At 59.8% G+C, this 7,254-nt stretch carries 10 protein-coding genes; 9 read left to right on the forward strand and 1 reads right to left on the reverse strand.

What is annotated here, in order from left to right; genetic code table 11:
* The 4 genes from tnpB to NKI54_RS35845 form a co-directional block, all read left to right on the forward strand.
* A partial coding sequence (gene tnpB / locus NKI54_RS35830) for an IS66 family insertion sequence element accessory protein TnpB (RefSeq protein WP_352694551.1) occupies positions 1–239 on the forward strand: 239 nt, incomplete at its 5' end.
* A gap of 71 nt (positions 240–310) precedes the next feature.
* Positions 311–1,933 carry an IS66 family transposase gene (gene tnpC, locus NKI54_RS35835; protein ID WP_352694553.1) on the forward strand — a complete coding sequence of 541 codons (1,623 nt, stop codon included), beginning with the start codon at positions 311–313 and terminating at the stop codon, positions 1,931–1,933.
* Between the two features lie 2 nt (positions 1,934–1,935).
* Complete coding sequence (locus tag NKI54_RS35840) at positions 1,936–2,160, forward strand: hypothetical protein (RefSeq protein WP_352694555.1); 225 nt, start codon at positions 1,936–1,938, stop codon at positions 2,158–2,160.
* A gap of 1,172 nt (positions 2,161–3,332) precedes the next feature.
* Positions 3,333–3,545, forward strand: a complete 213-nt coding sequence (locus tag NKI54_RS35845; RefSeq protein WP_023749661.1) for a cold-shock protein — start codon at positions 3,333–3,335, stop codon at positions 3,543–3,545.
* A gap of 231 nt (positions 3,546–3,776) precedes the next feature.
* Here NKI54_RS35845 and NKI54_RS35850 read toward each other — a convergent pair whose 3' ends face one another.
* Positions 3,777–4,247, reverse strand: coding sequence for a Ros/MucR family transcriptional regulator (locus NKI54_RS35850; RefSeq protein ID WP_352694557.1), 471 nt, complete (start codon positions 4,245–4,247; stop codon positions 3,777–3,779).
* 650 nt (positions 4,248–4,897) lie between these two features.
* Between NKI54_RS35850 and NKI54_RS35855 the strand changes: the two genes are divergently transcribed.
* From NKI54_RS35855 to NKI54_RS35875, 5 genes are all read left to right on the forward strand, one after another.
* Complete coding sequence (locus tag NKI54_RS35855; RefSeq protein ID WP_031195313.1) at positions 4,898–5,164, forward strand: DNA -binding domain-containing protein; 267 nt, start codon at positions 4,898–4,900, stop codon at positions 5,162–5,164.
* A gap of 409 nt (positions 5,165–5,573) precedes the next feature.
* Positions 5,574–5,900 (forward strand): phage integrase central domain-containing protein, encoded by a 327-nt coding sequence (locus tag NKI54_RS36690; RefSeq protein ID WP_502898111.1) that lies wholly within the window; start codon positions 5,574–5,576, stop codon positions 5,898–5,900.
* Positions 5,791–6,252: a tyrosine-type recombinase/integrase gene (locus tag NKI54_RS35865; protein WP_352595194.1), complete on the forward strand. Its 462-nt coding sequence runs from the start codon at positions 5,791–5,793 to the stop codon at positions 6,250–6,252. The genes NKI54_RS36690 and NKI54_RS35865 overlap by 110 nt, the downstream gene beginning before the upstream one ends.
* Positions 6,253–6,546: 294 nt before the next feature.
* Positions 6,547–6,753, forward strand: a complete 207-nt coding sequence (locus tag NKI54_RS35870) for a helix-turn-helix transcriptional regulator (protein ID WP_352694559.1) — start codon at positions 6,547–6,549, stop codon at positions 6,751–6,753.
* Between the two features lie 31 nt (positions 6,754–6,784).
* The gene (locus NKI54_RS35875) at positions 6,785–7,012 is read left to right on the forward strand and encodes a hypothetical protein (protein ID WP_352694561.1); all 228 of its coding nucleotides are present in this window, start codon (positions 6,785–6,787) and stop codon (positions 7,010–7,012) included.
* Positions 7,013–7,254 lie beyond the last annotated feature (242 nt).

Below are 7,254 nucleotides of genomic sequence, written 5' to 3' on the forward strand. Positions count from 1 at the left end.
GATACCGCGCTGGCCGGAATACGGATGAAAGGGGTGAGTCACCGTCACAAACTGCAACGGGGACGACGAACCGCCTGCATTTCCAAGTGAGTTACAAGCGGCTCGAGAAGGGCCGCTTCATTTGGCCCCAGGCGAAGGACGGTGCAGTGTCGCTGACGAGCGCTCAGCTGGCGTGTTTGCTCGACGGGATTGACTGGCGCAACCCGCAGTACAGCTGGCGTCCGGCGAGCGCGGGATAGGACGCGGATTTCCTCAGCCAAAGCGGCATTTTTCGATTGCACCGAGAGACAGGTGCTGATTCATTTCGGCCATGGAAGCCGCCATTTCGCCCCTGCCGGACGATGTCGAAGCGCTTAAGGCGCTGGTTGTTTCGATGGGCGCCGAACTTGCCGCCGCGAGGGCTAAGGCGTCGGCTACGGAAGCTCTGATCGGGCACCTCAAGCTGCAGATCGCCAAGCTCAGGCGCGAGCAGTATGGCCCCAGCGCCGAGCGCAGCCGCCGGCTCCTGGACCAACTGGAGTTGCAACTCGAGGAACTCGAGGCCACAGCCAGCGAAGATGACCTTGCCGCCGAGGCGGCGGCGACCAGGACGACCAGTGTCACCGCCTTCGAGCGCAAACGGCCAGTGAAGAAGCCGTTTCCCGAGCATCTGCCGCGTGAGCGCATCGTCATCCCAGCGCCATGTTCGTGTCCGACTTGCGGCGGGACGCGGCTTTCGAAGCTCGGCGAGGACGTGACCGAGACGCTGGAGGTGATCCCGCGTCAGTGGAAGGTCATCCAGACGGTGCGCGAGAAGTTCTCGTGCCGGAACTGTGAGACGATCACCCAGCCGCCGGCGCCGTTCCATGTCGTGCCGCGTGGCTGGGCAGGTCCTGGCTTGCTCGCCATGCTGCTGTTCGACAAGTACGGCCAGCATCAACCCTTGAACCGCCAGGCTGAACGTTTCGCTCGCGAGGGCGTGCCACTGAGCCTGTCGACGCTCGCCGACCAGGTTGGCGCGGCCACTTTCGCGCTCATGCCCCTCTATCGCCGGATCGAGGCTCATGTTCTCGCCGCCGACCGATTGCACGGCGACGACACAACGGTGCCGGTCCTCGCCAAGGGCAAGACCGATATCGGCAGGCTGTGGGTCTATGTCCGCGACGACCGGCCATTCGGCGGCGCCGATCCGCCCGCCGCGCTGTTCCACTATTCGCGCGACCGCCGTGGCGAACATCCGCGAGCGCATCTCGACAGCTGGTCCGGGATCCTGCAGGCAGACGCCTATGGCGGCTATGGCGAACTCTACGCAGCCGATCGTCGCCCAGGGCCTGTGCTCGAAGCGGGCTGCTTTGCCCATGCGCGCCGCAAGTTCTTCGAACTCGCCGACGTCGAGGGATCAGCGCGCAAGAAGAGCCGCGGCGAACGGACAGGGGCGATCTACCCGATCGCACTGGAGGCGGTGCAGCGCCTGGATGCACTGTTCGATATCGAGCGCGAGATCAACGGATTGAGCGCTGAAGCGCGTGCTTGCGCCCGCCAGGAGCGCAGCGCTCCACTGATGGAGGACCTTCACGCCTGGCTGATCGCCCAGCTTGCCCAGCTCTCACGCAACCACGATCTCGCCAAGGCCATCAACTACATGCTGCGCCGATGGCCGGCGTTTACCCGCTTCCTCGACGATGGCAGGATCTGCATTACGAACAACGCGGCTGAACGGGCCTTGCGCTGCGTCCCGCTCGGTCGCAAGGCCTGGCTGTTCTGTGGCTCCGATCGTGGAGGCCAGCGCGCTGCAGTCATCTACGCCCTCATCGGCACCGCCAAGCTCAACAATGTCGATCCGCAAGCCTGGCTTACCGATGTGCTTCACCGCATTGCCGGGCACCCCGCCAATCGTCTCGACGAGTTGCTGCCGTGGAACTGGCGGTCCAAGCCCGCCGCAATCGCAGCCTGACAATGCACATCAACAAAATCCATTCCGTGCGAACCATCGCGCGCGTCGCCCGGGATCTCGGCGAAGATGCGGACTGGCTCGGCCAAATCGCTATCGAAATGGAACCCGAGGACGGTCTGATCTGCGTCTACGGGCCAGACCACGAAGACGGCGTCATGGCCTTCTCCGAATTCGGCATCGAGAGCCTTCAAAACCTCATCGCCATCCATCCCGACGGAAACAAATAGGTCGTCCGCGTCCCTCACCGGATGGATACACAAAAGGTCGCTGCTGCTTCATAGTGCTCTCGGCGGATTTGGGAGCGTGCGAAATGTCGTCTAGGCCGATCGCACGCTTTCGTCCACCCGCCCACGCATTTTCCAACGGTTTTCGAAGACCGTGAAATCGTCCATGCCACGACTGAAGCGGCTCACCGCCGGAGCCTAGGTGTTTAGGCCCAGGCTCCCGATCTGTTGTCTTGCCGTCAGCATGACCGCCATAACGACCATATCGCCCACGCAGTCGCCTTTAGTAGGCCCATCGCGAAGCCGCAAAATGTTCAAGATGCAATGAAGATGGCCGCCACTTTTCCATGCTCGCATGTTCCCGAGTAAATCGGACCCGTCCAACGCATTTTTGCAATCGGCCACCTGCGACTGATTATGCTGCTGATGGTCCGCATGCCGGATGTCTGGGTGGCCGGGCACAGATTGCACTCGCAAGCGCTCGGCAATCCCAAAGCTGCACTTGCTGCACATGCATCGGCTTTCCTCCACCGATCAACCCTTAGTGTGGGTTGCGAAGTCGCAAGAGGTGGCGCTGACCAGGCTTGTTCCGCAGCCCTCGTTGTCGTTGATCCAGACGCTGGGTGGTGCATGAGGAATCGCAGCAGCGATCACCCACAGAACGGGTCAGCTTTGCTGCGCTCGATTTTGTCGATGATCAGATCGGCCCCCTTCTTCGCGAGAGTGGGCGCTCTAATCAGCCTAGAACGGCCTGATCCTGGTCAATCTCACGCGCGCCAACTGCCTCGCCGGATTGTAGAGCCTCTTGCGGGTGTTTTCTACAACAACCACCAGGGCATCAAATCAAGCAGGAAGTCGTCGATCGCGTGGGCGGTTGTTCATGACTCACCTTTGAACTGATCCAGCAAAACGCGCGCCTGATCGATCGCATCCGCGCTGGCCGCAGTGATTAACGCTTCGATCCTCTGACGATGGCGATCGTACGAGGTGCCGGCCCCCGACTCCTCATTGCAAGGTTCACCACGTGGTGCGTGAGTTTCGTCTACCTTTGCGACTGCCGCTTGATCGCCGCCAGTCCACTGGCTGCTCGATGCGCTTACCACGGCGTGTCGCTCCGGGCGCCCGGCATGATCGCCGAACCAAAACGTGTTGCGAACTTTACAAGGAATACGCATATGGCAACTGGAACCGTGAAGTGGTTCAACAGCACCAAGGGGTTTGGATTTATCCAGCCCGACAATGGTGGTCAGGACGTTTTCGTCCACATTTCCGCTGTCGAACGCGCGGGCCTCTCGACCCTCGCTGACGGCCAGAAGATCAACTATGAGATCGAGCAGGACCGCCGCACTGGCAAGTCCTCCGCTGGCAGCCTCAGCAAAGCTGGCTGATTTTTCTCCTGCCCCCGGCAAGAGCCGGAAGTACGCGGCAAGTCCGGATGTACTGACGGCCGCTGGACAAGAGCGGGCGAGAATAGGGTTCGGCGCAGCACATTGCTGGCGGAGGCGCTTCTTGTGAAACAAGGATGTTGCAGTTGAAGGCGGGCTGTCCCCGCCTTCTCGTATTCTGCGCAGATGCCGACGGTAGCTGCGCGCTCCAGCACGACCTCGATTGCCGAAATTCTAAGCTGCGACCTTCTTGCGGGTCCGCTTCGCCGGTGCCGGCGCCGGCGTTTCCGGCGCTTTCGGTTTGCGGCCGAGCCCCATTGTCTTGGCCAATGACGAGCGCGCCGCGGCGTAGTTCGGCGCGACCATGGGATAATCCGCCGACAGGCCCCATTTGGCCCGATATCCATCCGGCGTTAGCCCATAGTGGGTCGACAGATGGCGCTTTAGCGATTTGAATTTCTTCCCGTCCTCAAGGGAGATGATGTAGTCCGGTGTCACCGACTTCCTGATCGGGACTGCAGGCGTAAGGGCAACCGGCTCTTTTGCAGAGACACCTTCCGCCGTCCCTTTCAGAGCCGCGTGCACTTGGCCGATCAGGGCAGGGAGATCCCCCACCGGGACCGGATTGTTGGAGACATAGGCTGAGACGACATCGGCCGTGAGCTCGATGAGGGTGTCAATGTTTTTTGCGGCTTCTTCTGTCATGAAATTCTCCGGGCAGCCTGAAACACAGTCGGCGAAGTGTTGCTTAATAGTGGCGGTTGTCGCTGAAAGCAAATACAGCCCGGCAGGACTATCGCGATGCTCGTCGGCACCGAGGACCATAGCGCTGCATCCGCCGTCGTGCGCATGTTGATCTGCGCGCTGTCGGCCGGGCAAAACGAAGCGCCAAAGATGTTTTGCGCCCCCCATGAAGCCCCAAGGTCGTCCTTCCGCAGCTCACGAAGCCCTCACGGATGCGGTAGCTAGGCTTCGGTTCTTGACTTTCGATTTGACCTGCGCCCCGGCCAGCGCGCCCTCGGCAGGCGCTGCGAACTCGAATACGGTGGTTGAACCGATGCTGAGCATTGCGGTAATTCAAGCACAAGCTTTGCCTGTTAATCCTGTGGTCACAAACGACCTTGATGGCCACCAATCCGCGCGAAACCCGATGTGCAGCCGCACGGTCTTGAGCTTTTTGCAATTCTCGCTAACCTGGGTCGAACCGCTCAGAAGATGCGCATATCGCCTCGAGCGGGCGCTTGCGGGTCATGATCGCGGTGTTGTGTTAGCTACGATGTTTCCCATCCGCTTGGTTAGGCTGTCGAAAGAAACAATCGCTCTTCGATCACTTACTTCCGGAGCCCGATATCATGATGAAATATCCAGACGTTAAACCAGGCCTTAAAGAAGAAGTGCCCTGGTCTGACAGCCTGACCAGCTACGACCGCCAGCACTTCACGACCTACCTGAGGCTCCTGGATGCAGGTGCCGACGAGGCAAGCTATGAGGAGATGGCGCAGGTCATCCTCGGCATCGATCCGGTGCAAGAGCCGGAGCGGGCCCGGAAAACCGTGCGAAGCCATCTCGATCGGGCGAACTGGATGGTGACGACCGGTTACAAGGAATTGTTCGCCGGATGAGGGCGAACAGGCGGCGACACGCTCCGCCTGTTCAGATGTGGTTACGGCGTCCGCGAAAAGAGCGGTCTCACGGTCGGGGCTGCGGGAATTAGGTTCAAATTGAAAGACCTCAGTTCTTTGCTCCATCATGACGATCGACCAGATGGCCGGCGACCGGTGCGAGCACCAGACCCGCCACGCTGGACGACAGCAACACGAGGCCAACCAAACCCGAACCGCCAACATGAAAAGCCAACCATGCAGGCAGGACAATTCCGACGCCAACGATAACGAAAGAAGCCGATGAAAAAGCTATAAACAGCGGGTCTTTCGAATCGTCAAGCGAGACACTTTCCCGGCTCGCTTTCCGATGAAGATAGCGGTGAAGGAGAAGTCTTTCCGCAATGGGAAGCACAAGGCGCAGTGGTCGATGACGTTGCGTGAATATGCCAAGCCGCTGCACAAGAGGCCGATCGCCGAGATCGCGCGCGACGACGTGGTCGAGACGCTGAAGCCGATCTGGGAGAAGATACCAGAGACTGCTGACCGCCTCCGCATGTGCATTGCAGCAGTAATGGATCACGCGAAGGCGAGGCGGCTTTTATGTCGGCGACAACCCTGCCGACTGGCGGAGAGGCCTGAAGGATATGCTTCCGGCTCGACAGAAGCTCACGCGCGGCCATCACGCAGCAGTCGGCTACAAGGAACTGCCTGCCATCATCAAGCGCCTACGAGCCGCCGCTGGCGTGTCAGCTAGGGCTGTGGAGTTCGCCGCATTGACCGCAGCGCGTTCCAGTGAGGTTCGCGGCGCAGTGTGGCCGGAGATCGACCTTGATGCGGCCTTGTGGACGGTACCCGCCGCAAAGATGAAGGCTGCGCGCGACCATGAGGTTCCGCTTTCCGAGCGCGCCGTGACAATCCTCCGCGCTACACAGCAGCAGTCGACCAGCGATCTGGTGTTCGAAGGTGGACGCGACGGAAGGCCAATCAGCGACACAGCGATGACGAAGGCGCTTAGGGCCGCTGGTGCGGGCGATGCGACCTTGCATGGTCTGCGCTCATCGTTCCGTGATTGGGCTGGCGATAGACCGATTACCCGCGCGATGTAGCCGCGGCGGCCTTGGCTCATGTGCTCAAGGACAAGACCGAAGCCGCATACAGACGTGGCACCGCGTCGCAAAAAAGACGCGGCTTGATGGTAGACTGGCACAGTATTGTAAAATAAAGCCCGTTGACCATATTGGCATTACAGGCGAAAACGCATATTGTTCTTCACCTTGGCTTACCTCGCCTAAGTTAACGGCGACCCGAATCCCTCTCTAAAGATTCAGATTTGAACGTGCCCCTTCGCACGTTGGATTTTCCGCACGCTCTTTTTGCGCCGGGTTGCAATGGGGATTCCGATGACAGCAAACGACAACCAACCGCGCCTGATCGCACCAAAAGACGCGGCGTCAGCCACGTCTCTTTCTCGTACACTATTGATTTTGATGGCCGAAGCCGGGGGGTTCCCGAAGCCCGTTTCGCTATCCGAACGACGTAGTGCATATATGCGTGCCGAGGTCGAAGAGTGGATTGATAAGCGTATCGCCGCGAGCGCGGCAGCATGAGCCACAATGCCGAAACTGTTGCGAAATGTTTATGCTTTGGAAGGCTACCGAGAAGGCGTTCCTGCAGCATCTTCTGATCCGCTTGATAGAGGATGTTCCGGACTTCAATAGGGAAAAGTTCGCAACCGGCTTGCACCTACTGCAAGAGGAGTGGCCCATCGACCGAACAGACAAAGATCGAGAAGCGCAGGGCTTAATCAGCATCCGCTTCCTTGGCGAATTAATTGAAATGACAGCAATGCGCATCGCTCGAGAGTGAGCACACTGACGGGCCGCGCGTTTCTTCAAAAAACACCGCCGACCAACGGCGGCACTCCAAGACTGGACCGCTCCCCTTGAAAATCCTTGATGCCCGACCGGAGCCGCCAGGCTGCGGCAACGCAAGGGAGTGTGAGTATGGGGTCAGAACAAGAGCTGCTCGAAATCATACGCTAAGGTCGAACGGAACGTGAACTGTCGTCTCTGACTCGCATGATGGTCTGTCGGCTGGTTTCGAACTTT

The organism is Mesorhizobium sp. M0663 (genome assembly GCF_040320585.1).
GTDB lineage: Bacteria > Pseudomonadota > Alphaproteobacteria > Rhizobiales > Rhizobiaceae > Mesorhizobium.